Origin of the sequence: Catellatospora sp. KI3 (assembly GCF_029948125.1) — a bacterium.
Lineage (GTDB): Bacteria > Actinomycetota > Actinomycetes > Mycobacteriales > Micromonosporaceae > Catellatospora.
Genome location: NZ_JASAMB010000001.1, coordinates 150,344 through 172,467, shown reverse-complemented (window position 1 = coordinate 172,467; position 22,124 = coordinate 150,344). Strand labels below are relative to the sequence as shown.

General features: G+C 71.6%; 22 protein-coding genes. 18 read left to right on the top strand and 4 right to left on the bottom strand.

The features are described 5' to 3' along the window. The first annotated feature begins 2 nt into the window (after positions 1–2). Positions 3–896 carry an ATP-binding cassette domain-containing protein gene (locus QEZ54_RS00785; protein WP_281302472.1) on the top strand — a complete coding sequence of 298 codons (894 nt, stop codon included), beginning with the start codon at positions 3–5 and terminating at the stop codon, positions 894–896. A gap of 35 nt (positions 897–931) precedes the next feature. Here QEZ54_RS00785 and QEZ54_RS00780 read toward each other — a convergent pair whose 3' ends face one another. Continuing rightward, positions 932–2,524 carry an alkaline phosphatase D family protein gene (locus tag QEZ54_RS00780; protein WP_348650497.1) on the bottom strand — a complete coding sequence of 531 codons (1,593 nt, stop codon included), beginning with the start codon at positions 2,522–2,524 and terminating at the stop codon, positions 932–934. Positions 2,525–2,623: 99 nt separating this feature from the next. On the opposite strand from QEZ54_RS00780, the gene ftsY reads away from it, so the two are divergent. The 7 genes from ftsY (at position 2,624) to QEZ54_RS00745 (ending at position 12,013) form a co-directional block, all read left to right on the top strand. Further along, complete coding sequence (ftsY, locus tag QEZ54_RS00775) at positions 2,624–3,880, top strand: signal recognition particle-docking protein FtsY (RefSeq protein ID WP_281302471.1); 1,257 nt, start codon at positions 2,624–2,626, stop codon at positions 3,878–3,880. Between the two features lie 35 nt (positions 3,881–3,915). Beyond that, positions 3,916–4,704: an aminoglycoside phosphotransferase family protein gene (locus tag QEZ54_RS00770; RefSeq protein WP_281303007.1), complete on the top strand. Its 789-nt coding sequence runs from the start codon at positions 3,916–3,918 to the stop codon at positions 4,702–4,704. A 253-nt stretch (positions 4,705–4,957) separates the two neighbouring features. Next, positions 4,958–6,379 (top strand): ammonium transporter, encoded by a 1,422-nt coding sequence (locus QEZ54_RS00765; RefSeq protein ID WP_281302470.1) that lies wholly within the window; start codon positions 4,958–4,960, stop codon positions 6,377–6,379. 24 nt (positions 6,380–6,403) lie between these two features. Beyond that, a complete protein-coding gene (locus QEZ54_RS00760; RefSeq protein WP_281302469.1) occupies positions 6,404–6,742 on the top strand; it encodes a P-II family nitrogen regulator in 339 nt (112 codons plus the stop codon). A gap of 30 nt (positions 6,743–6,772) precedes the next feature. Then, positions 6,773–9,058: a [protein-PII] uridylyltransferase gene (locus QEZ54_RS00755; protein ID WP_281302468.1), complete on the top strand. Its 2,286-nt coding sequence runs from the start codon at positions 6,773–6,775 to the stop codon at positions 9,056–9,058. Positions 9,059–9,278: 220 nt separating this feature from the next. Then, positions 9,279–10,838, top strand: coding sequence for a signal recognition particle protein (ffh, locus tag QEZ54_RS00750; RefSeq protein ID WP_281302467.1), 1,560 nt, complete (start codon positions 9,279–9,281; stop codon positions 10,836–10,838). A 260-nt stretch (positions 10,839–11,098) separates the two neighbouring features. Then, positions 11,099–12,013: a sulfotransferase domain-containing protein gene (locus QEZ54_RS00745; protein WP_281302466.1), complete on the top strand. Its 915-nt coding sequence runs from the start codon at positions 11,099–11,101 to the stop codon at positions 12,011–12,013. A gap of 96 nt (positions 12,014–12,109) precedes the next feature. On the opposite strand, the gene QEZ54_RS00740 is transcribed toward QEZ54_RS00745, so the two are convergent. Beyond that, positions 12,110–12,904, bottom strand: coding sequence for a hypothetical protein (locus QEZ54_RS00740; protein WP_281302465.1), 795 nt, complete (start codon positions 12,902–12,904; stop codon positions 12,110–12,112). A gap of 49 nt (positions 12,905–12,953) precedes the next feature. Here QEZ54_RS00740 and QEZ54_RS00735 point away from each other — a divergent pair, with 49 nt between their 5' ends. Together QEZ54_RS00735 and proS are read left to right on the top strand one after the other, a co-directional pair. After that, positions 12,954–14,036, top strand: coding sequence for an amidohydrolase family protein (locus tag QEZ54_RS00735; RefSeq protein ID WP_281302464.1), 1,083 nt, complete (start codon positions 12,954–12,956; stop codon positions 14,034–14,036). A gap of 23 nt (positions 14,037–14,059) precedes the next feature. Then, positions 14,060–15,469, top strand: coding sequence for a proline--tRNA ligase (proS, locus tag QEZ54_RS00730; protein ID WP_281302463.1), 1,410 nt, complete (start codon positions 14,060–14,062; stop codon positions 15,467–15,469). Between the two features lie 56 nt (positions 15,470–15,525). Here proS and QEZ54_RS00725 read toward each other — a convergent pair whose 3' ends face one another. Beyond that, the gene (locus tag QEZ54_RS00725) at positions 15,526–15,966 is read right to left on the bottom strand and encodes a hypothetical protein (RefSeq protein WP_281302462.1); all 441 of its coding nucleotides are present in this window, start codon (positions 15,964–15,966) and stop codon (positions 15,526–15,528) included. A gap of 226 nt (positions 15,967–16,192) precedes the next feature. Here QEZ54_RS00725 and QEZ54_RS00720 point away from each other — a divergent pair, with 226 nt between their 5' ends. Continuing rightward, positions 16,193–16,840 (top strand): DUF402 domain-containing protein, encoded by a 648-nt coding sequence (locus tag QEZ54_RS00720; RefSeq protein WP_281302461.1) that lies wholly within the window; start codon positions 16,193–16,195, stop codon positions 16,838–16,840. 64 nt (positions 16,841–16,904) lie between these two features. On the opposite strand, the gene QEZ54_RS00715 is transcribed toward QEZ54_RS00720, so the two are convergent. Then, positions 16,905–17,237: a hypothetical protein gene (locus tag QEZ54_RS00715; protein ID WP_281302460.1), complete on the bottom strand. Its 333-nt coding sequence runs from the start codon at positions 17,235–17,237 to the stop codon at positions 16,905–16,907. A gap of 509 nt (positions 17,238–17,746) precedes the next feature. Between QEZ54_RS00715 and rpsP the strand changes: the two genes are divergently transcribed. The 7 genes from rpsP to lepB (QEZ54_RS00680) all read left to right on the top strand — a co-directional run bounded on the left by rpsP (position 17,747) and on the right by lepB (QEZ54_RS00680) (position 22,099). Continuing rightward, a complete protein-coding gene (gene rpsP, locus QEZ54_RS00710; protein WP_281302459.1) occupies positions 17,747–18,211 on the top strand; it encodes a 30S ribosomal protein S16 in 465 nt (154 codons plus the stop codon). After that, the gene (locus QEZ54_RS00705; protein ID WP_281302458.1) at positions 18,183–18,446 is read left to right on the top strand and encodes an RNA-binding protein; all 264 of its coding nucleotides are present in this window, start codon (positions 18,183–18,185) and stop codon (positions 18,444–18,446) included. Before rpsP ends, QEZ54_RS00705 begins: the two co-directional genes overlap by 29 nt. A 16-nt stretch (positions 18,447–18,462) precedes the next feature. Then, positions 18,463–18,981, top strand: a complete 519-nt coding sequence (rimM, locus tag QEZ54_RS00700) for a ribosome maturation factor RimM (RefSeq protein WP_281302457.1) — start codon at positions 18,463–18,465, stop codon at positions 18,979–18,981. Positions 18,982–18,991: 10 nt separating this feature from the next. Then, positions 18,992–19,762: a tRNA (guanosine(37)-N1)-methyltransferase TrmD gene (trmD, locus tag QEZ54_RS00695; protein ID WP_281302456.1), complete on the top strand. Its 771-nt coding sequence runs from the start codon at positions 18,992–18,994 to the stop codon at positions 19,760–19,762. Between the two features lie 160 nt (positions 19,763–19,922). Next, positions 19,923–20,279, top strand: a complete 357-nt coding sequence (gene rplS, locus QEZ54_RS00690) for a 50S ribosomal protein L19 (protein ID WP_281302455.1) — start codon at positions 19,923–19,925, stop codon at positions 20,277–20,279. Between the two features lie 252 nt (positions 20,280–20,531). After that, positions 20,532–21,323: a signal peptidase I gene (lepB, locus tag QEZ54_RS00685; protein ID WP_281302454.1), complete on the top strand. Its 792-nt coding sequence runs from the start codon at positions 20,532–20,534 to the stop codon at positions 21,321–21,323. A 140-nt stretch (positions 21,324–21,463) separates the two neighbouring features. Further along, complete coding sequence (gene lepB, locus QEZ54_RS00680; RefSeq protein WP_281302453.1) at positions 21,464–22,099, top strand: signal peptidase I; 636 nt, start codon at positions 21,464–21,466, stop codon at positions 22,097–22,099. Positions 22,100–22,124 lie beyond the last annotated feature (25 nt).

Here is a 22,124-nt window from a genome sequence, read left to right as displayed (position 1 = left end):
CCATGAAGAAGACCCAGAACGCACCGAAGCACCAGAGCCTGACCGGCCTGGCCGTGGTCTGCCGCCGCGTGGTCCACATCTACCGCTCCGACGGCGGGGACGTGGTGGCGCTGGCGGGCGTCGACCTCGACATCGCGCCCGGCGAGCGGGTGGCGCTGGTCGGGCCGTCCGGCTCGGGCAAGTCGACGCTGATCTCGCTGCTCGCGGGGCTGATGCGGCCGAGCGCGGGCCGGGTGCAGATCGGCCTGGTCGACATCGGGCGCATCAGCGAGGCGGAACTGGCCCGGCTGCGCGGTACAGACCTGGGCGTGGTGCTGCAGGGGGCGCGGCGCAACCTGCTGCCGTACGCGACGGTGCTGAGCAACGTGTGGCTGGCCCAGCGGCGGGCCGCGAAGGTGCGCCCCGGCGATCTGGAGCCGCCGGAGCGCATCCTGGCCCTGCTCGGCCTGACCGGCCAGGGCCACCGCAAGGTGGAGGACCTGCAGCCCGGTGCGGCGCAGCGGGCCGCGATCGCGGTCGGCATGGCGTCCTCGCCCGGCCTGCTGCTGGTCGACGAGCCGACCAGCCAGCTCGACCGGGGCGCGCGCGATGAGGTGCTGTCGGCGCTGGAGACCATCAACACCGAACGCGGTACGACCATCGTCGCGGTCACCCACGACCCGGAGGTCGGCGAGCGGCTGGGCCGCGCGGTGACCATCCGCGACGGCCGGGTCGGCTCGGAGGGGCGCGACGGGCGCGAGTTCGCGGTCATCGCGGGCGACGGCACGGTCCAGCTCCCGCCGGACGTGCTCGACATCCTGCCGCCCGGCACGCTGCTCTCCGTCGAGCACGCCAACGGCAAGGTCACGCTGCTCACCGACGACCACTCGACGGTGGTCGAGGTGCCGACGAGCTGACCGCCAAGATCCACTCGAACGGATCGTGGGACGGGTCAGGGTGCGAGTCGTCGCCGCAGGAACGGGGTCAGGGTGCCGCCGGGTTCGGCGCCCTCGATGAGGACGTCGGCGGTGCGGCCGTGGTGGGTCAGGGTCGCCACGGCGGTGCCGAAGAACGGGGGCTGGTCGGAGCGCCAGCGCACGCGCGGGCGGGGCACCCCGAACAGCCGGGCGACCAGCCAGGCGGGGCCGGACAGGGCCCGCCACCAGCCCAGGCGCAGCAGCGTGCGCATGATGCCGCGCACGCTCTGGTGCAGTGGCGAGCAGACGATCTGGTGGACGGCGGCGGTGGCGCCGGGGATGTCGGCGCGGGCGACGTACGAGTGGTGCCCGTCGCCGCCGAGCACGCTGACCGTGGCCGGTCCGCGTACGCCCGCGATCAGCGCGGTCAGCTCGTCGAAGGAGTGGCCGACGGCGGCCCAGTGCTCCAGGTCGTACTTCTGCCGGAGCTTCTCGGCGCCGTCGTGCCGCGCCGCCAGCACCTCGATCACGGCCTCGCCGTGGTGGATGGCGGGGGCGAGCAGCCACGGCAGTGAACAGGCCAGCACGAGGTGGTCGCAGTCGGCGGCGGCTTCGGCGGCGAGGGTGTCCCAGTGCGCCTGCGGCCACATCCGCCGGTGCGCCCGGTCCAGCACCCGGTTGCCCCGGCAGTCCATCATGATCAGCCGGGTCCGCCCCACGTCGACGGTGTAGCCCCACGGGTACGGGTCGACCCCGGCCGGGGTCGCCACCCGCCGCGCGAACTCCGTCAGCACTGCCGTGGCGTCCTCGCCCGCCCGGATCCGCCGCCACACCGGGTCGCGGTCCAGCTGCGCGGCGGACAGGTTGCCCAGGTGCTGGAACAGCCAGTACGACGCGAGCCCGGCCGTGATCCGCTCGTGCCACCACGGCTGCCGCCGCGCCTGCTCCAGCCACCCGGCCGAGGAGTTCCAGTCGTCGATGACCTCGTGGTCGTCGAAGATCATCACAGTGGGTACGGTCGACAGCAGCCAGCGCACCTCGGGGTCGCCCCACGACTCGTGGTAGAGGTGCACGTACTCGGCGAAGCCGACCACCTGCCGGGGCGGCGCCTGCGGCTGGCGCGGCCGCCCGGCCAGCCACGCCACCGTCGGCGCGGACAGCTCGTCGGCGTAGATCTGGTCGCCGATCAGCGCCAGCAGGTCCGGCAGCCCGGCCCCGGCCCCCTCGGCCCGCGCCCGGCCCAGCAGCCGCGCGGCCAGCGCCTCCAGCGCGTCGGGGTCGTGGCCCCGCTCGCCGTGGGTGCGCCCGGTGGCCTCGCGGCAGGAGCCGAAGACGATCTCGGCGTCCCCGGCCGCCGGGTCACGGACGGTCACCACCGACGGCTGCTGGTCCGGCAGCGGCCACACCTGCCGCCCGTCCACCGCCACCTGGTACGGCGTGGCGCCGACCGGCAGGCCCGCGAGCGTGATCGCGCCCAGGTGCACGTCGAACGCGGTGAACGTGTCCGAGGTCACGGACGCGTCCCCGGCGGTTACCGTGACCTGGGCGGGCCGGTCGGTCTGCACCCAGATGACGGCCTGATCACCGTCGACGCGGCGCAGCAGGGGGCCGAGAAGGAGGTTTGCCACGCCGATATCGTCGGGGATCCGCGCTGCGGAGGCCAGCGGCGACGGCGCGGCGGGCTCCGGTGTACGCCCCGTGACGATGTGTTTGAGAGGATGCCGGACATGCCTTCGCAAGACGTGCTCGTCGTCGTACTCGTGGTCCTCGCTGTGCTGCTGCTCGGCGGCCTGGCGCTGTACCTGGTGCGCCGTCCCGGCAAGGGCACCGCCCTGCCGCCCGCGCCCCCGGCGCCGACCGAGCCGCCGCAGGTGGAGCAGGGGCCGAAGATCCCGCCGAGCGTGATCGAGGCGCCCGCCGACCAGAAGGTGATCGAGCGGCCCGCCGCGCCCGAGAAGCCGGCGGCGCCGGAGAAGCCCGCCGCGCCCGAGGTGCCGACGCAGGCCGCGCCGCCGGTGGAGGTGCCCGCCCCGGCCGAGCCGGAGATCGAGGAGCCCGAGCCGACCGCGGGCCGCCTGGTGCGGCTGCGCGCCCGCCTGGCCCGCTCGCAGAACGTCTTCGGCAAGGGCCTGCTGGGCCTGCTGTCGCGCGACCACCTCGACGACGAGGCCTGGGACGAGATCGAGGAGAGCCTGATCAGCGCCGACGTCGGCGTGGCGGCCACCGGCGAGATCGTCGCCAAGCTGCGCGAGCGGACCAAGGTGCTCGGCACGCGCACCACCAAGGAGCTGCGCGCGCTGCTGACCGAGGAGCTGACCGCGGCGCTGGATCCGAAGATGGACCGGTCGGTGCACACCGGCATCGTCGACGGCAAGCCGTCGGTGGTGCTCGTCGTCGGCGTCAACGGCGCGGGCAAGACCACCAGCTGCGGCAAGATCGCCCGGGTGCTCGTCGCCGACGGCCACACCGTGGTGCTGGGCGCCGCCGACACGTTCCGCGCGGCCGCCGCCGACCAGCTGGCCACCTGGGCCGGGCGGGTCGGCGCCCAGGTCGTGCGCGGTCCCGAGGGCGGCGACCCGGCCGCGGTCGCGTTCGACGCGGTCAAGAAGGGCATCGAGGCCGGGGTCGACACCGTGCTCATCGACACGGCGGGCCGCCTGCAGAACAAGGTCGGCCTGATGGACGAGCTCGGCAAGATCAAGCGCGTGGTGGAGAAGCACGGTCCGGTATCGGAGACGTTGCTGGTGCTCGACGCGACCGCGGGTCAGAATGGGTTGAGCCAGGCCCGGGTCTTCACCGAGGTCGCCGACGTCACCGGCGTCGTGCTCACGAAACTGGACGGGACGGCGAAGGGCGGTATCGTGATCGCGGTGCAGCGGGCGCTGGGAATCCCCGTCAAGCTCGTCGGTCTCGGCGAGGGCCCCGACGACCTTGCCCCCTTCGATCCCGCCGCGTTCGTTACCGCGCTGCTGGGCGACGAGTGACGAACGGCTGACCAGCGATCGTGACAGCTCCTTATCTGGACCCGACCGAGATCCCGCTGCGGGGCGGCAACGTCAGCACGGTGGTGCGGGTCGGCGAGACGGTCCGGCGCAACGCCGGGCCCTGGACGCCGACCGTGCACGCCCTGCTGCGCCACCTGGAGTACGCGGGCTTCACCGGCTCCCCGCGCGCCCTGGGCATGGACGAGCACAACCGCGAGGTCCTGTCCTACCTGCCCGGCGAGTGCGGCGAGTACCCGCTGGCCCCGCACTGGGTCACCGACGAGGCCCTGGTCACCGTCGCGACGATGCTGCGGATGTTCCACGACGCCCAGGCGGGCTTCCGTACGCCGCCGGGCGGGGTGTGGCGCTCGTTCGGGCCGCCGCCGCCCGACGCGGAGATCATCTGCCACCACGACGCGGCGCCGCACAACGTGATCTGGCGCCCCGACGGCACCCTCGCGATGATCGACTTCGACCTGGCCTCGCCGGGCTCGCGCATCTACGACGTGGCGTACGCCGCGTGGACCTGGGTGCCGATCTTCAGCGACCGCGACTCGATCACGCTGGGCTGGCACCGGCCGGACCGCCCGCGCCGCCTGCGCCTGTTCGCCGACGCGTACGGGCTGATCCCGCGCGACCGGCACCGCCTGGTGCGCACCATCCGCAAGCGGATCGTGGACCATGTCGAGGGCATCCGCCGACTGGCCACCGCGGGCGAGCCCGCGTTCGTGCGGATCGTGCAGAAGGGACACCTTCGGCGGCCGCTGCGCGACCTTCGGCTGATTGACTACGAGCGTTACACGCTGGAGCACGCGCTGCGCTGATTCACCAGGTGAATCGTCCTCTCACGTGTGAACATTTCTTCACACGTACGAAACAGATCGTGACGTGCTGGAAACCGACCAGCGTCGTTGCGTGAAACAGGGGACGGCAATGCTGCCCCCCAACCAGCACCAACGGCACTGAAGCCGGTGGGCGGAGGCGACGGGCCGAGAGGCTCGCCGGTTTCAGCGGCGGCGAGCCGTACGGGACGCCTCCGGGGGCTGGGAGGGAGGATCTCACCCAAAGGAGGGCAGCGTGCTGCTCGCTGAGGAAGTACTCACGGTCGACACCGGCAACACCACCTGGTTGCTGGTCTCCTCCGCGCTGGTTCTGCTCATGACGCCCGGCCTGGCCTTCTTCTACGGTGGCCTGAACCGGTCCAAGAGCGTCCTGAACATGATGATGATGAGCTTCTCGTCCATCGGGCTCATCTCGGTGCTCTGGCTGCTGTACGGCTTCTCGCTGAGCTTCGGCGTCAACGAGAGCAACAACGACTTCATCGGCAGCTTCACGCAGTACCTCGGGTTCGCCAAGGGCACCACGGGCACCACGAACGCCGAGTTCTGGTTCGCGGGCGGCTCGTCCACCGGCATCCCGACCTACGTGTTCATGGTCTTCCAGATGATGTTCGCCATCATCACGGTCGCCCTGATCAGCGGCTCGCTGTCGGACCGCACCAAGTTCTTCGGCTGGCTGCTGTTCGCCGCCGGCTGGTTCACCCTGGTCTACGTGCCGGTCGCGCACTGGGTGTGGGGCGGCGGCTTCATCGGCGCCAAGATCCACGCGCTGGACTTCGCCGGCGGTACCGCGGTGCACATCAACGCCGGTGCGGCGGCCCTGGCCGCGGCGCTGGTCATCGGCAAGCGCGTGGGCTGGCCCCGGGACACCTTCAAGCCGCACAACGTGCCGTTCGTCGCCCTGGGCGCCGGTCTGCTGTGGTTCGGCTGGTTCGGCTTCAACGCCGGCTCCGAGCTGACCGTCGACAGCACCGCCGCGATCGCGTTCGTCAACACCCAGGTCGCCACCGCCGCCGCCCTGCTGGGCTGGCTGCTGGTCGAGTGGATCCGCGACGGCAAGCCGACCCTGGTCGGTGCCTCGTCCGGTGCCGTGGCCGGTCTGGTCGCGATCACCCCCGCCTGCGGTTTCATCTCGCCCTGGGCCGCGGTCGTGCTGGGCCTGGTCGCGGGTGCGGTCTGCGCCCTGGCGGTGAGCCTGAAGTACAAGCTCGGCTACGACGACTCGCTCGACGTGGTCGGCGTGCACTTCGTCGGCGGCTGGATCGGCTCGCTGGCGATCGGCCTGTTCGCCAACGCGGCGGTCAACTCCTGGATCACCGACCCGAAGATCCTCGGCGCCAGCGAGGGCCTGTTCTACGGCGGCGGCGCGACCCAGCTGGGTCGGCAGGCGCTGGCCAGCGGCATCGTCTCGGTGTACTCCTTCGCGGTCGCCGGCATCATCGCCTTCGTGGTGAGCAAGGTCGCCGGGCTGCGGGTCTCCAAGGAGGCCGAGATCGAGGGCATCGACATCAGCGAGCACGCCGAGAGCGCTTACGACTTCTCTCCGGCCAGTGGTGGCGGCGGCACCGGCGCCTTCGCCCTCGCGGGTATCAGCACGCCGAAGGCCCCCGTGGCCGAGGTCGAGGAGTCGGCTCCGGTCACCGAGAAGGTGTCCGGTTAAGGTCCCTGGATGGAGGGGTTGAGCATGAAGCTGGTTACCGCCGTCATCAAGCCGTACCAGCTGGACGCGGTGAAGGACGCTCTGCACGCCATGGGCGTGGCCGGGCTGACCGTCAGCGAGGTCCAGGGTTACGGCCGGCAGAAGGGCCACACCGAGGTGTACCGGGGTGCCGAGTACACGGTGGAGTTCCTGCCGAAGATCCGGATCGAGGTCGTGACGGACGAGCTGGACGTGGAGAAGGTCGTCGACTCCATCGTCACCGCCGCCCGCACCGGCAAGATCGGTGACGGGAAGGTCTGGGTCACCGAGGTCTCCGACGTGGTCCGGGTGCGCACCGGCGAGCGCGGCCTCGACGCGCTCTGATCTCCGCACGAACAACCTGAAAGAGGGACCATGGGCCCGGGGAACACCGCACCTTCCAGCACGGACGGGGCGGTGGGCCCCGGGCCCGCCTATACCCGGCTCGCGCAGCGCGATCCGTCCGCCATCGGTGCCGACGCCCGGGCCGCCCGGGCCGACGCGCTCGACGACTGGCTGCGCCGCCTGGTGCCGCCCGCCTTCACCGAGCGGTCCACCGGGCTGGCCCTGGTGGCCGTCGGCGGGCTGGGCCGCCGCGAGTGCACGCCGCACGGCGACCTCGACCTGATCCTGCTGCACACCGGCGTGCCGGGCATCGACGAGCTGGCCGCCTCGCTGTGGTACCCGATCTGGGACGCCCGGCTGGGGCTGGACCACTCGACCCGTACCGTCGCCGAGTCGCTGGACGCCGCGCACGACGACGTCAAGGTCGCGCTCGGCCTGCTCGACGCCCGGCATGTGGCCGGTGATCCGGCGCTGACCGCCCAGCTGTCGCGCGCCGCGGTCGACCAGTGGCGGCGCACCGGCCGCCGCCAGCTGCTGCGGCTGCGGGAGCTGTGCGAGGAGCGCCACGCCGCCCACGGCGAACTGGCGTACCTGCTGGAGGGCGATCTCAAGGAGGCCGCCGGAGGGCTGCGCGACGTGGGGGTGCTGCGCGGCATCGGCGTGGCCGGGGTCGCCGACGCGCTGCCGCCGCAGGTGCGCGCGGCCGCGACGCGGCTGCTGGACGTACGCGACGCGCTGCACGTCAGCGTCGGGCGGCGCAACGACCGGCTGCGGGCGCAGGAGCGGCTGCAGGTGGCTGAGCTGCTCGGGCTGGCCGACGGGGACGCGCTGCTGCGCCGGATCGGGCTCGACGCGCGTACCGTCTCCTGGTCCTTGACCGACGCCTGGCGCTCGGTGCAGCGCTGGCACGGGCCGACCGGCCGGGGCGTCGACCCGCGCGCCGCCGAGGCGGCCTCGGTCCGCCGGCCGGTCGCCCGGGACGTGGTCGCCGTCAACGGCGAGATCGTGCTGGCCCGCGCGGCCGTCGGGCCGCACCCCGACCCGTCGCTGTCGCTGCGGGTGGCCGCCGCCGCCGCGCAGCACCACATGCCCATCGCGCGGGCCACGCTGGAGTGGCTGGCCCGGTTCTGCCCGCCGCTGCCGACCCCGTGGCCGTCCTCGGCGCGTTCCGCGTTCCTGACGCTGCTCGGCGCGGGCACCGGGCTGGTGCCCGCCTGGGAGGCGTGCGACCGGTTCGGGCTGACCTCGCACTGGCTGCCGCAGTGGACCCGGCTGCGTGGCACGCCGCAGCACCACCCGGTGCACCGGTACACCCTCGACCGGCACCTGGTGCAGGCCGCGGCCAACGCCGCGACCTGGTCCCGCGAGGTGTCCCGGCCCGACCTGCTGGTGCTCGGCGCGCTGCTGCACGACGTCGGCAAGGGCCTGCCCGGCGACCACAGCGAGATCGGCGCCGACCTGGTCCTGGACATCGGTACGGCGATGGGCCTGCCCACCGCCGACGTCACCACGATCTCGAACCTGGTCCGCCACCACCTGCTGCTGCCGGACGTGGCCACCCGCCGCGACCTCGATGATCCGGCGACGATCGCGCAGGTCGTCAAGGCCGTCGGCGACGTCACCACGCTGGAGCTGCTGCACATGCTGGCCCGCTCCGACGCCGCCGCCACCGGCCCGGCGGCCTGGTCGGCCTGGAAGTCCAAACTCATCGACGACCTGGTCAACCGGGTACGCGCGGTCCTCGGCGGTGCCGAGCCGCCCGCGCCCGCAGCCCCCGACCCGGCGCTGGCCGCCGGGCCGATGCCGGTGGTCCAGGTCGCCGACGACTGGGTCGCGCTGGCCGCCCAGGACCGGCGCGGCCTGCTCGCCGCCGTCGCGGGCTGCCTGGCCACCCACCGCCTGGAGATCGTCGCGGTCAACTCGTCGACCATCGGCGACCGGGCGATCTTCGAATGCGCGGTCAACGCCCGCTACGGCACGGCGCCGGACCGGGAGCTGCTCGCGGCCGACCTGCGCCGCGTGGGCCTGGACCAGCTGCCCGCGCCCCGGCGACTGGCCGCCGCCGGAAACGGGCGCGGCTCGGCGGCGGCACCCCGGGTGATCTGGGCCGAGGCGACCGACGCGCAGGTCCTGGAGCTGCGCGCGACCGACGCCCCCGGCCTGCTCTACCGGGTCACGTCGGCCCTGGCCGAGCTGGGCGTCGACGTCCGCACGGCCCGGGTGTCGACCCTGGGTGCCGACGTCGTCGACGCCTTCTACCTGGTAGGCGACTTCGATCGCGCCGAGGTCGAGGCGGCGGTCCTGGCCGCCGCCTGACCCGCGCCGGATGGTTCGTGCGGTTTCGGGGAGACTGCACGAATCATGGCCGTCTTTCCTGCACTTTCCCCGAAACCGTACGAACGCATGACGCGCTGCGGGGCGGGGAAGAGACGGGACAGGGCGCGCGGGCGCGGTGGGGCGGGTGGGCACGGGCTACCCTTACCAAGGCTGCTTCTGCCTGTACCCAGTAGAACTCGACGATTTGGGATGTTGCGCTGTGTTTGACACCCTGAGCGACCGGCTCTCCGGCATCTTCACGAAGCTGCGGGGCAAGGGCCGGCTCACCGACGCCGACATCGACGCCACCGCGCGTGAGATCCGACTGGCGCTGCTGGAGGCCGACGTCGCGCTGCCGGTGGTCAAGGCCTTCATCTTCAAGCTCAAGGAGCGGGCGCGCGGCGCGCAGGTGTCGCAGGCGCTGAACCCCGCCCAGCAGATCATCAAGATCGTCCACGAGGAGCTGATCGCGATCCTCGGCGGGCAGGCGCGGCGCCTGCAGTTCGCCAAGCAGCCGCCGACCGTGATCATGCTGGCCGGTCTGCAGGGTTCCGGTAAGACCACGCTCGCGGGCAAGCTGGCCCGCTGGCTCAAGGCCCAGGGCAACCAGCCGCTGCTGGTCGCGTGCGACCTCCAGCGCCCCAACGCGGTCAACCAGCTCCAGGTGCTCGGCCAGCGCGCCGGTGTCGAGGTGTACGCGCCGGAGCCGGGCAACGGCGTCGGCGACCCGGTCCAGGTCGCCAAGGACTCGATCGAGCACGCCAAGCGCGCCATGCGCGACATCGTGATCGTCGACACCGCCGGCCGCCTCGGTATCGACGTCGAGATGATGAACCAGGCCGCCGCGATCCGCGACGCGGTCAACCCCGACGAGGTCATCTTCGTCATCGACGCCATGGTCGGCCAGGACGCGGTGGCCACCGCCGAGGCGTTCCGCGACGGCGTGGGCATCACCGGTGTGGTCCTGTCGAAGCTCGACGGCGACGCCCGCGGCGGCGCGGCGCTGTCGGTGCGCGAGGTCACCGGCCAGCCGATCCTGTTCGCGTCCACCGGCGAGAAGCTGGAGGACTTCGACGTCTTCCACCCCGACCGGATGGCCAGCCGCATCCTCGGCATGGGCGACGTGCTCACCCTGATCGAGCAGGCCGAGCAGGCCTTCGACGCCGATCAGAAGGAGAAGATGGCGTCGAAGCTGCTCGGTGGCGAGCAGTTCACCCTGGAGGACTTCCTCGACCAGCTCGTCGCCGTACGGCGGATGGGTCCGATCGCGAACCTGCTCGGCATGATGCCCGGCATGGGGCAGATGAAGGACCAGCTCGCGGAGCTCGACGACAGTCACTTCGACCGGGTCACCGCGATCATCCGCTCGATGACCCCGGCCGAGCGGACCACGCCGAAGATCATCAACGGCTCGCGCCGGGCCCGCATCGCCCGCGGTTCGGGTGTCACCGTGATGGACGTCAACCAGCTGCTCAACCGCTTCGAGCAGGCGCAGAAGATGATGAAGCAGATGGGCGGCATGATGGGCCTGCCCGGTGCCCGCCGCAAGGCGACCAAGTCGCCGAAGAACAAGCGCAAGGGCACCAAGGGCGGCGGCGGTGGCGGCGGCCGGGGCGGCTTCGCGGGCCTGCCCGGCGGGATGCCCGCGGGCATGCCGCAGTTGCCCCCGGGCATGGACCCGGCCGCACTGGAGCAGCAGCTCGGCGGTCAGAGCGGCGGCGCGTTCAAGGCCCCGAAGCTCGACTTCGGCAAGCTGATGAAGGGCGACAAGGACAAGTAGGGACGTGACGAAGACCGCCGTCCCCCGAGGGCTTGTGCGCGCGGTGCGCGCCGGGGGACGGCGGTCTTCGTCTGCATTGGATCGATGCAGGTCGTCGGCGATGCCTCACGTCGCCAACGGTGAGGCGTCGGGGCAGAAGCTGACTGCCATCACCCAGCTGCCCCGGCGCCCCGCCATGCATCCATTATCGAACAGGTGTTCGAACAAGGCAAGGTCTTCTCGTTCGAGTGAACCGTGAATGATCGTCTACCCTCGGCGTCATGCCTGATCAACCCGTCCGCTACCGGTCGTCCGACGAGGACAGTGCCCGCTGGCTCGCCTTCCCGCCCCGCGCCGGCGACATCGTGATCAGTACCCGCTCCAAGAGCGGCACCACCTGGATGCAGATGATCTGCGCCCTGCTGGTCTTCCAGACCCCCCACCTGCCCGCGCCGCTGAACGAGCTGTCGCCCTGGCTGGACTGGCTGGTCACCCCCGCCGACGAGGTGTACGCGCAGCTCGCCGCGCAGCCGCACCGCCGCTTCCTCAAGACGCACACCCCGCTGGACGGGGTCCCGCTGCACGACGAGTGCGTCTACGTGGTGGTCGCGCGGCATCCGCTGGACATGGCCGTGTCGCTGCACCACCAGAGCAACAACCTCGACCGGGCCCGCCTGCGCGAACTCACCGGCCAGCCCGCGCCCGACCCGGCCGAGCCGCCCCGGCCGCAGCGCACCGAGCACGAGGCCCTGCTTCGCTGGGCCGCCCGCGAGGCCGATCCCCGCGAGGAGATGGACTCGCTGCCCGGCGTGATCTGGCATCTCGCCGACGCCTGGCGCCGCCGCGAGCAGCCCAACGTCGTGCTGGTGCACTACGACGACCTGCTGGCCGACCTGGACGGGCAGATGCGGGCGCTCGCGGCCCGGCTGGGCATCGCGGTGCCCGAGCACACCTGGCCGATCCTGGTGGAGGCGGCCACGTTCGAACGGATGCGGGCGGGCGCCGACCGGTTGGTCCCGGACAGTCTGGGCGTACTCAAGAGCCGGTCCGCCTTCTTCCGCCGGGGCGGCTCCGGTGCCGGCCGGGAACTGCTCGACCCCGCCGAACTGGCTCGCTACCAGGCTCGCGCCGCCGACCTGGCCGCCGCGTACGGCGCCCCCGACCTGCTGCCCTGGCTGCACCGCGAAACAGTATGAGTTCAGCGGTCACACCTCACGGGTTGTGGCTACACCATATGAGGTGTGACCGCGCGAGGAACCCACTCGCCGGGACAGCGGCGAGGCATCGCAGGCTCAGCCCCGCAGACCGAGGTCGCGGAGTCCGGCGGCGGTGTCCGCGGTAGGCGAGTCCGGGCACGCGGCGGTCAGCCGGTCGAGCTCCGCGGCGGTGCCGATGGCGGCCCGGTGCTCCGGGTGCTCGGCGTAGTGGCGGATCGTCTGGGCCAGGAACGCGCCGTCCACGTGGAGCCGGTTCAGCGTGACCGGCACCAGCCGGTGCCCGCCGGCGCCCGTCAGGACGGACAGCCACAGCTCACGCTCCGACCCGCGCGGCAGGTCCGGCCCGCCCGGGGCCAGGGCCGCCCACGGGATGCGCCGGTTGCGCAGCCTGCGGACGGTGATCCCCTCGCGGTCCAGGACCACTCTCGGCCCGCGCCAGACCAGCAGGGCGCCGACGGCGAGGAAGGGGGTCATGAGCAGCCCGGCGGCGATCCACATCCCGGGGTCGGCGGTGAGTCCGCCGTCGACGTCCGCCAGCCCGTCGCTGAAGTTGCCCGCGAGGTACGCCGCCAGAATCCCCGCCGTGCCGGCGGCGGGCGAGGCGGGCCCGACGAAGGCCAGGCCGGTGGCGGTGAAACCGCGCGGCGGGCGGCGGTACGGCCAGAGCAGCAGCATCGCGACCCCGAACACCAGCATGGCGATGCCGACCGACGGCAGCGCCTGAATGATCATCGAGTGGCCGCGCAGACGCGGCGCCCACCACACCGCGTGCCCGATACGCAGCAGCAGGGCCGCCCCGGCCAGGCCCGTGGCCGCCCAGCGCAGCCGGGACAGCGACAACCTGGGTGGGGACAGCGGTAGCGGCGACATGGCGGACAGGGTAGCGGCGGTCGGCGAGGCGTGTGGGACAGTGCAGATCATGGCGACGGCGCTGCACGTACGGGGAGTGGTGCTCCCCGAGGACGAGGTGCGGGACCTCTGGCTGGTCGGTGACCGGGTGTCGCTGACCCCGGTTGCCGGGGCGGAGACGATCAGCGAAGGCGGGTTCGTGCTGCCGGGGCTGGTCGACGCGCACTGCCACATCGGCATCGCGCCCGGTGGCACCCCGGTGGCCAGCGTGCCCCAGGCCAAGGCGCTGGCCCTGATCGACCGCGACGCCGGAGTGCTGGCGCTGCGGGACGCGGGCTCGCCCATGCCGTACGCGGTGCTGGACGGCGACCCGGAGGTGCCGCGCCTGGCCCGCGCCGGGCGGCACGTCGCCCCGCCGCGCCGCTACCTGCCCGAGATCGGGGTCGAGGTGCCCGCCGACCAGGTGGTCGCCGAGGTGACCCGGCAGGCGGCCGCGGGCACCGGCTGGGTGAAGCTGGTCGGCGACTGGATCGACCGCGACCGGGGCGACCTCGCGCCCGCCTGGGACGAGGCCACTCTCACCGCGGCGGTCGCGGCGGCGCACGCGGCCGGGGCGCGGATCACCGCGCACTGCTTCGAGGAGTCCAGCGTGGCGACGCTGGTCCGGGCCGGGATCGACTGCGTGGAGCACGGCACCGGCCTGTCGACCGACCTGGTCGACGAGATGGCGCGGCGGGGGACCGCCCTGGTGCCCACGATGATCAACATTGAGACGTTCGGGCACATCGCGGCGCGGGCCGAGGCGAAGTTCCCCGGCTACGCCAAGCACATGCTGGCGCTGCGGGACCGTTTCCCCGACGTCGTGCGCGCCGCGTACGAGGCGGGGGTGCCGGTCTTCGTCGGCTCCGACGCCGGCGGCGGCATCTCGCACGGGCTGGCCGCGCAGGAGATGCTGCGGCTGCACGCGGCCGGCATGAGCGCGTCCGACGTGCTGGCGGCGGGGTCGTGGCGGGCCCGGGACTGGCTCGGCTTCCCCGGACTGGTCGAGGGCGGCTGGGCCGACCTGGTCGTGTACGCCGAGGATCCGCGCCGGGACCTGCGGGCACTGCTCGCACCGCGCCGGATCGTGCTACGCGGCCGGGTGATCGTTTAGCCCGGCCGGTAGGATTGCCCGCTATGGCGCGCGTGCTCACTCCCCGGGCGGAAGACTTCCCCCGCTGGTACCAGGATCTGATCTCCAAGGCCGAACTGGCCGACAACGGGCCGGTCCGCGGCACCATGGTGATCCGACCGACGGCCTATGCCATCTGGGAACGGATGCAGGCCGACATGGACACCCGGATCAAGGCGGCCGGGGCGCAGAACGCGTACTTCCCGCTGTTCATCCCGGAGAGCTACCTCAAGCGCGAGGCCGAGCACGTCGAGGGCTTCTCGCCCGAGCTGGCCGTGGTCACCCACGGCGGCGGCAAGCAGCTGGCCGAGCCGGTCGTGGTGCGCCCCACCAGCGAGACCGTCATCGGCGAGTTCATGGCCAAGTGGGTCGACTCGTACCGCGACCTGCCGCTGCTGCTCAACCAGTGGGCCAACGTGGTCCGCTGGGAGATGCGCCCCCGGGTGTTCCTGCGCACCTCGGAGTTCCTGTGGCAGGAGGGGCACACCGCTCACGCCACCGAGGCCGACGCCAAGGCGTACACCCTGAAGATCCACCACGAGGTGTACGAGCGCCACATGCGCGAGCTGCTCGCCATCCCGGTGGTGCTCGGCCGCAAGACCAACCGCGAGCGCTTCGCGGGCGCCACCAGCACGTACACGCTGGAGGCGATGATGGGTGACGGCAAGGCGCTGCAGATGGGCACCTCGCACGAGCTCGGCCAGAACTTCGCCAAGGCGTTCGACATCGCCTTCTCCGGCGTCACCAACGCACGCGAGTACGCGTGGACCACCTCGTGGGGCACCTCGACCCGCATGCTCGGCGGCCTGATCATGTGCCACGGCGACGACAACGGCCTGCGCATCCCGCCCGCGCTCGCCCCGATCCAGGCCCTGGTCACCGTGGTCAAGGAGACCGACGGCTCGGTCACCGCCGCCGCGCAGGCGCTCGCCGACGACCTCGTCGCGGCGGGGGTACGGGTCAAGCTCGACGACCGCGTGGACACCCCCTTCGGCCGCCGCGCGGTCGACGCCGAGCTCAAGGGGTACCCCGTCCGGGTCGAGGTCGGCCCGCGCGACCTCGCCGAGGGCCGGGTCGTGCTGGCGCGCCGCATCGACGGGTCGAAGACCCCGCTGGCGCTGGGCGAGGCGGTCGGCGCGGTCACCGCCGCGCTGGAGGCCGACCAGAAGGCGCTGTACGACGAGGCGCTGGCCCGTCGCGAGGCCAACACCGTCGAGGTCAGCACCCTCGACGACGCGCTGGCCGCGAGCGCGACCGGCTGGGCGCGGGTGCCGTGGTCGAAGGTCGGCGTCGAGGGCGAGGCCAAGGCGAACGAGCAGTCGATCACCGTACGCTGCCTGTTCCGCGCCGACGGCTCGGTGCCCGCCTCCCAGGACGAGCCCGACCTCACCGCCATCCTGGCCCGGTCCTACTGACCTCACGGTGAAGGGCGGTCACCGGAATCCTCCGGTGACCGCCCTTCACCACATGCTCAGGCGGTCCGCTGCTCCGGCAGCCGCGACAGGATCACGGCCAGCGTCTGCTTCACCTCGATCATGTCGGTCTTGAGCGTGGACACGTCGGTCTTGAGCGTGGACACGTCGGTCTTGAGCGTGGACACGTCGGTCTTGAGCGTGGACACGTCGGTCTTGAGCGTGGACACGTCGGTCTTGAGCGTGGACACGTCGGTCTTGAGCCCGGTGACGTCGTCTTCCAGGGTGAGGAAACGATTCTCGACCGTGTACCTGAAATCGGCGAGCTCGGTGCGCACGGCAGCCAGTTCGGTGCGGTGCTCCTGGTGGTAGACCGTGTGCCGCTCCAGCATCGCGGTGTGCTTGAGCTGGGTCTGGGCGATCTGGCCGACGTAGGTCGTCAGCGCGGTAAGGTCTTCGTCGATCTTGGGCATGCGGCCCGGGTTGAAGGGCATGGACATCCCTCCGGCCTCCTGAGTCGGGTGAACAGGGTCGTTACTCAGGTCTGGTCAGCTCGTCGCATCCGGCCCGGTCGCCCGGACGAGGACCAGCCATTCCCGCCATGGCACCCGCGCCGGGATCGTCGGCGCGGACACCGGCGAGCCGGGAAAGGCCACTTCTTGCCTGTGACAGAGCGACTCTAATGTCAGCGACTTAATCAATCAAGCCGTCTCGTAAGGTTGGCACATGCGTTTCGAACCCGGCCGGGTGATCCTGCACCGGCACTTCCACGGCCACCGGATCGGCCTGCTCAAGACCGCCGTCGTGGTCTCCGACGACGAGCGGGGCCTGCTGCTGTGGGTGCCCCGCGGCGCACCCATGCTCGACCGCAAGACCGTCGACGACCGGGGTCTGCGCGCGATGCCGTTCTCGGAGTGGCTGGTCGCCGACACGAAGCTGTGGGAGGTCGTCTGGAGCGGCCCGAGCCTGCTCAAGTGGCTGCCCCGGGGCGCGGACCACTCGGTCTGGTGGTTCCGCGACGAGCAGGGGCGCTTCGCCCGGTGGTACGTCAACCTGGAGGAGACCGGGGTGCGCTGGGACGACGGCCACGTCGCCGGCGTCGACATCGTCGACCAGGACCTCGACATCGTGGTGGCGCCGGACCTGTCCTGGCGGTGGAAGGACGAGGAGGAGTTCGTCGAGCGGCTGGCCTACCCGGGCGACTACTGGGTGGCCGACGAGGCGGCGGTGCGGGCCGAGGGCGAGCGGGTGGTGAAGCTGATCGAGGCGGGCTCGTTCCCGTTCGACGGCACCTGGTGCGAGTTCGAGCCCGACCCTGCCTGGACGGTGCCGGACGCGGTGCCCTCGGGCTGGGACCGGCCGCGCGAGCGCTGAGGCGGACATGGTGACGGCCGGGGCGCGCGGGCACCCCGGCCGTCGAAGCTCAGTGAGCGTGGGCTCAGGCCGCCGCGACCGGGTCGGTCGCCGGGGTCTCGTCCTCGCGCTTGCCGCGCACGATGCCCGCCACGATCCAGCCGGCGCCGCCCAGGGCCATCAGGCCCCCGACGCCGGTGGCGATCTGGCCGGTGAGCTGCTGGCTCTCGCGCTCCTCGGCGAAGGTGTTCTCGGCGGTGGTGCGGCCCCGCTTGGTGTGGACGCAGATGTCGCCCTCGGACATGGTCTGACCGTCGCAGGTGACCTCGGTCTGGTTGAGCTGCCAGATGCCGAAGCCCAGGGCGAGCAGGCCGAGAATGAGCAGGCCGTACTTGTTGCCGATGATCTTGCCAGCCATTGCAGGTCCTCCGTGTTGTTGATCCCCGTTGTGACCTCCGGCACCCTACGTACAGCTAATTCACAGCAAAATCAGCCAATCGGACGAGGGTTGTTGCTGGTAGTTCAGGTGTAGAGCGAATGCGGCCGACCGATTCGTCTGTGGACGCCGCCGCCTGGCCATGGGCGGGTGTCGGCCAGGCGACATATCGGCAGGTGGGGGCGCTGCGGCAAATCGCCGTCACCGCGCCGGGGCGAGTGCGACGACCTCCACCCCATCGGTGCATCGGCATGTCTGAAGATCGTGACAATTGCCACCTGGCGCCGGCTCGTCGTGTGGTGCGGCTTACGCCGCCGCGCGGCCTGCCCGGGCGCGGTGGCGGCCGGGAGGTCTGGCACAATGGTCAGCTGATATTCGTTGCGTTTCCGGCTGCCCTCTAACTACCGGGGCGCTTCGATGTCTCGAGCAACGGAGCCCGGCAACCCCACGCGGGGCGATGGCGCTCACCTCAATCCCACAGGAGTAAAACCGTGGCCGTTCGTATCCGGCTTCTGCGGATGGGCAAGATCCGCAACCCGCAGTACCGCATCGTCGTCGCCGACTCGCGCACCAAGCGCGACGGCAAGGCGATCGAGTACATCGGCATCTACCAGCCGAAGGAAGACCCTTCGGTGATCGAGGTCAAGTCTGACCGCGTGCAGCACTGGCTGTCGGTCGGCGCCCAGCCGAGCGAGTCCGTGATCGCCATCCTGTCCAAGACCGGCGACTGGCAGAAGTTCAAGGGCCTGCCGGCCCCGCCGCCGCTGCTGGTGGCGAAGCCGAAGGCCGACCGCAAGGCGACCTACGAGGCCGCCGCGCAGGCCGCCGCGGGCCTCGAGCCCGCCAAGGCCGCTCCGGCGAAGAAGGCGGCCAAGGCCGCCGACAAGCCGGTCGAGGCCACCGAGGCCAAGGCTGAGGAGCAGGCCGTTGCGGCCGGCGACGACCAGCAGGGCTGACTCGGCGCTCCGGCCCGCGCTGGAGCACCTCGTCAAGGGCATCGTGGACCACCCGGACGACGTCCGGGTGCGTCTGGTCGACAACCGCCGCGGACCGCGGCTCGAGGTTCGGGTGCACCCCGAGGACCTCGGCACGGTCATCGGTCGGGGCGGCCGGACGGCGCGTGCCCTGCGCCAGGTGGTCGGCTCGGTCGGCGGCAAGGGCATCCGCGTCGACATCGTCGACACGTTCTGACGGCGACCGGTAGCAGATGCTTCTGATCGTCGGACACGTCGTGCGCGCGCACGGCATCCGGGGCGAGATCCTGGTCCAGCCGCGCACCGACGAGCCCGCGCAGCGCTTCGCGGTGGGCTCGACGTTGATCGTCGAGCCCGCCGTGGCGGGGCTGCCGGGCACGCTCACCGTGGAGTCGGTGCGCACCCACCAGGGACGCCTGATCATCGTCTGTCCGGAGATTCCGGACCGCGATACGGCGGAGCTGGCCAAGAGCGCCCTGCTCAACGTCGACTCCGCCAATGTGCCCGCGCCTGAGGACCCGGACGAGTTCCTCGACCACCAGCTGGTCGGGCTGTCCGTGGTCACCGTCGGCGGTGAGCCGCTGGGCAAGGTGACCCGCATCGACCACGCCCCGGCGTCGGACCTGCTGGTGGTCCGAATGGCCGACGGCCGCACCGGGCTGATCCCGTTCGTGAGCGCGATCGTGCCCGAGGTCGACCTGGCCGGGGGCCGCATCGTGGTGGACCCGCCCGCGGGCCTCTTCGACCTCTAGGGGCGGCGGTATGCGCGTCGACGTCGTCACCATCTTTCCCGAGTACTTCGCGCCGCTGGAGCTGTCGCTCATCGGCAAGGCGCGCGGCCAGGGCACGCTCGAACTCGGCCTGCACGATCTGCGCCGGTGGACCCACGACGTGCACCGCACCGTGGACGACACCCCTTACGGCGGCGGCCCGGGCATGGTCATGCGGCCCGAGCCGTGGGGCCAGGCGCTGGACGAGCTGGTCCCGGAGGGCACCCGGGCGCGCCTGGTGGTGCCGACCCCGGCCGGCACCCCGTTCACCCAGGCCACCGCTTACGAGCTGGCCCACGAACCGCACCTGGTCTTCGCCTGCGGCCGGTACGAGGGCATCGACCAGCGGGTGCTCGACCACGCCGCCACCCGGATGCCGGTCAGCGAGGTGTCCCTAGGCGACTACGTGCTGTTCGGCGGCGAGGTCGCGGTGCTGGTGATGCTGGAGGCGATGACCCGGCTGATCCCGGGCGTGCTCGGCAACGCCGAGTCGCTGGCCGACGAGTCGCACGCGCACGGGCTGCTGGAGACGCCGGTCTACACCAAGCCGGCGAGCTGGCGCGGCCACGACGTGCCGGAGATCCTGCGCTCGGGTGACCACGGCCGGATCGCCCGCTGGCGGCGCGACCAGGCGCTGCTGCGCACCGCCACCCGGCGGCCGGACCTGCTGGCCGCGCTCGACCCGGCCACGCTGGACAAACGTGACCTCGCTCTACTGGACGGGGCCGGATTTCCCGCCCGCCCGGCCGGTGTGGCAGAGTAGAGGGGTTGCCGCCTCAGGGTGGTGACTCTGCCGTCTGCCGGTCACGCCGTGGCCGACGACGAGGACCCCAGCCGATCCGCCTCCGTGGCGCGGTCGCGCGCGGGTCAGAACCGCCCGCACGCGCACCGGCACCGGTGCGCTGAGAATCAAGGATGCAGCGATGAACACGCTGGACGTACTTGACGCCGCCTCTCTGCGAGCCGACGTTCCCTCCTTCCGCGCCGGTGACACCCTCAAGGTGCACGTCCGCGTCGTCGAGGGCAACCGCTCGCGTATCCAGGTCTTCCAGGGCGTCGTGATCCGCCGCCAGGGCTCGGGCCTGCGCGAGACCTTCACGGTCCGCAAGCTGAGCTTCGGCGTCGGGGTGGAGCGCACCTACCCGATCCACGGTCCCGCGATCGACCGGATCGAGCTGGTCAGCCGCGGTGACGTGCGCCGCGCCAAGCTCTACTACCTGCGCGACCTTCGCGGCAAGAAGGCGAAGATCAAGGAGCTGCGCGAGGCCAAGACCGCCTGAGTCGGAAGCCTTCGGCAAGCCGGTGACATCCACGGATGTCACCGGCTTGTTACGTTTTGGCGGGTTACCGCCCATCCACCAGATCGGGTCTCCCGAAAAAGCTTCTCGTCTCTTAGGCTGACGCCCTGACATTGGCGGGTCGACTTCCGAGCGGCGGCAGTGGTGGCACTCATTCCTACCGGCAGGGCAGCTAAAGACGAGTTCACGGGCGAGGAATGGCCGAAGCGCCGCCGTCGCGGGCGGCGCAAGGGCATGCCCCTGTGGCAGGAGCTCCCGCTGCTGCTCGTGGTCGCGTTCTGCCTGGCCGTGCTCATCCGCACCTTCCTGATGCAGGCCTTCTACATCCCCTCGGGATCGATGGAGGACACGCTGCTGGTCGGCGACCGGGTGCTGGTGAACAAGGTGGTCTACGACTTCCGCGACCCCGAGCGGGGCGAGGTCATCGTCTTCCGCGGCCCGGACAACTGGGCGCCGGAGAACCGTACCGACCCGGACGCGGGCTTCTTCTCCAAACTCGGCCGCACCGTCGGCGACCTGGTCGGCATCAGCCAGCCGGGCGAGAAGGACTTCATCAAGCGCGTCATCGGCGTCCCCGGCGACCGGGTCTCCTGCTGCAGCGTCGAGGGCTGGATCTACATCAACGGGGTGCCGGTCGAGGAGCCGTACGTCATCCGCAACTCCCCGCTGGAGTCCGGCGGCGAGGCCAAGTCGTGCATCTCGCGCAAGTTCGACGAGATCACGGTGGAGCCCGGGATGCTGTTCGTGATGGGTGACCACCGGCTGGTCTCGCAGGACTCCCGCTGCCAGGGACAGGTGCCGATCGACAACGTCATCGGCAAGGCGATGGTGGTGGCGCTTCCGTTCGACCGCTGGGGCTCCGTGGCCCACCAGGAGGTCTTCGACAAGGTGCCGGCCCCGGGGACCACCGCGCTGGGCGCGCCGGGTGCGGACCCGGTGCCGACCACCGAACTGGCCGTCGTGGCGCCGCTCCTGCTGGGCCTCTCCCTGCTGCGCCGGCGGTACCGGCGTCAGCCGGGGGCGTGACGCCGCGCTGTCACCTTTACGGCGGATTATCGGCGCGTGCCAGGCCTGGCACGCGCCGTGACCGTTCGGGGCCGGTGCGCCGTACCGGGGACACACCACCGGTGATCGTCGTTTTCAGTTTCGCCGCGTAGGCTCCGTGCGTGATTGACGAGCAGACCAAAAGCAGCAAGGGTTCGTTCTGGCGCGAACTGCCGATCTTGCTGGGCGTTGCCATCATCGTGGCGTTCCTGGTGCGCCAGTTCGTGGTGCAGACCTTCTTCATCCCGTCCGGTTCGATGGAACAGACGCTGCTCGTCGACGACCGGGTGCTGGTCAACAAACTCGTCTACGACTTCCGCGACCCGGAGAAGGGCGAGATCATCGTCTTCGTCTCGCCGGACAGCTGGCGCAGCACGCCCGATCACGAGGACTACATCAAGCGCGTCATCGGCACCCCGGGCGACCGCGTGGTCTGCTGCGACCCGCAGGGCCGCATCCAGGTCAACGGCCACCCGCTGGACGAGCCGTACGTGTACCCCGGCAACAAGATGGCGCCGCAGAAGTTCGACATCGTGGTGCCCGAGGGGCGCCTCTGGGTCATGGGCGACCACCGCGAGGCGTCCGGCGACTCGCTGGCCAACTACAACAACTCCAACCAGGACATCATGCAGGCGACCATCCCGATGGACTCGGTGATCGGGCGGGCGTTCGTGCTGTTCTGGCCGTTCGACCGGGGCACCTGGCTGACCGTTCCGGACACGTTCAAGGACGTTCCGGCGCCGACGCCCGGCGGCTGAGCGTGGGCGCGGCACGCCGCCGCGC